General features: G+C 68.7%; 2 protein-coding genes. One reads left to right on the forward strand and one right to left on the reverse strand.

All coding sequences use genetic code 11. From position 1 onward, the window contains the following. Window positions 1–39: 39 nt before the first annotated feature. On the reverse strand, window positions 40–246 hold the full coding sequence (locus WBL05_RS10295) for a cold-shock protein (protein ID WP_424225696.1): 207 nt from the start codon (window positions 244–246) through the stop codon (window positions 40–42). Window positions 247–446: 200 nt separating this feature from the next. Here WBL05_RS10295 and WBL05_RS10300 point away from each other — a divergent pair. Continuing rightward, window positions 447–1,890, forward strand: a 1,444-nt coding sequence (locus WBL05_RS10300; RefSeq protein ID WP_424225698.1) for a UvrD-helicase domain-containing protein, incomplete at its 3' end; no start/stop codon positions are given.

Raw genomic sequence — 1,890 nt, forward strand, 5'->3', positions numbered from 1 at the left:
GCCTTGCGGCTGCGACCCCCGAGTCTGGATCGGCTTCAGTCAGCCGATCACGCGAACGCCATCAGCCTGCTGACCCTTGGGGCCTTGGGTGATTTCGAACTCCACCTTCTGACCTTCTTCGAGCAGACGGAAGCCGCTCGACTCGATCGCGCTGTAGTGGACGAAGACGTCGTCGCTCGAGCCCTCAACCGCGATGAAGCCGTAGCCCTTCTCGGCATTGAACCATTTGACGGTTCCCTGCGCCATTTGTTCTCCTTGCATACTTTCTGCAGCCGTACCTCACGACCACGTGCCGTTCCAGCCGCTGTTCGGTTGGAGCAAGAACGGGTAGTACAGCGGCACTGCAACCTGAGCTTGCAAACGACAGTCCCCACTCTTCCACAGACATCCCCGATTTGTAAGTTCGCTGTCCGGAAATGTCAGTCGGACATGGTTGCATGGCGGGCATGAAGTTGGTGAGGGCCGAACAGCAGCTTGAACCCCGGCCGCTGACGAGCGCCCAGGCGGAGGTCGTGGCGGCCGCCAGCGGCAGTGCCCGGGCGATCTGTGTGGTCGGCGGGCCGGGCACGGGCAAGACCACAACCGCGGTGGCGGCCGTGGTGGCCCAGGTGCAGGTTGGGGTGCCGCTGTCGCGGCTGGTCGTCCTGACTGGCTCCCGATCGGCTGCTCAGCACCTGCGGGCCCGAATCGTTGCTGCGCTCGGGCGTACCCAGCGTGGGCTGCAAGTCACCACCGTGCACGGCTGGTGCCAGCAGCTGCTGCACCGGTTCGAAGACCCTGAGCACCCGATGCCGCGGCTGTTGAGCGCGCCCGAACAGGAGTTCCGGGTGCGCGAACTGCTGGTCGGTCGTGGCCCGCAATCGTGGCCGGAATCGCTTCGGCCGGCGCTCGGAACCCGCGGGTTCGCCCGTGAGGTGCGGGCGATCCTGGCCCGGGCACGGCAGTTGGGTCTCGACCCGGCAGACGTGGCTGCCGCAGGGCGGGCGGCCGAGCGGCCCGAATGGGTGGCGGTGGCAGAGTTCTTCAACGAGTACCTCGACGTGCTCGATGCCGAAGGCGTCATCGACTATGCCGAACTGGTGCACCGGGCGCGACTGCTGCTGACCGACGAGCAGGCGTCCGCAGCGCTGCCAGCCTGCGCGGGGACGATCTTCATCGACGAGTTCGAGGAACTCGACCGGGGCATGATCCACCTGCTGGCCGACGCCAACCGTGCGGGCAGCAAAGTGGTTGCGTTCGCCGACCCAGACACCAGCGTGTACGGCTTCCGCGGGGCCGACCCCCGGGCGGTGGTCGACTTCGCCGACCGGTTCAACGATGCGCGGTTGCTGCGGCTGACCGACAACCTGCGCAGCTCCGCCGCGGTCGACGCCGCGCTGGCCTCGGTGGCGGCGCGGCTGCCGTACCGGGGTGTCGACCACCGCCCGGTGCTGGCGCTCGCGGGCGCGTCCGGCTTGGTGAGCGTGCAGATCGCGGCCGATGACGCCACCCAGGTCCAGCGGGTTGCCGAGTTGCTCCGGCAGGCGCAGCTTCGCGATCACATCGGCTGGTCCGAGTTCGCAGTGCTGACCCGGGCCGGCGACAAGCCCGTGTCGACATTGGCGCGTCGGCTCTCGGCGGCCGGGGTACCGGTACAGGTCGCCGGTGACGAGGTGGCCCTGGTCGATGAACTGGCGGTACGGCATCTGTTGAGCGTCCTCAACGCGGCCACGCGGCTGGCCGAAGGGCAGGGACCCGACGAGCGGCAGGCCGCAAGGCTGCTGCGAACTCCGCTTGGCGGGCTGGACGCGGTGGGGCTGCGTCGGCTCGGTCGTGAGTTGCGCAGCCGGGCGGTGGCGGCCGAACCGGACCAGCCGCCGGCCGGTTCCGGGCGGCTGATCGCCGATGAGC

Origin of the sequence: Brooklawnia sp. (assembly GCF_049651565.1) — a bacterium.
GTDB lineage: Bacteria > Actinomycetota > Actinomycetes > Propionibacteriales > Propionibacteriaceae > Brooklawnia.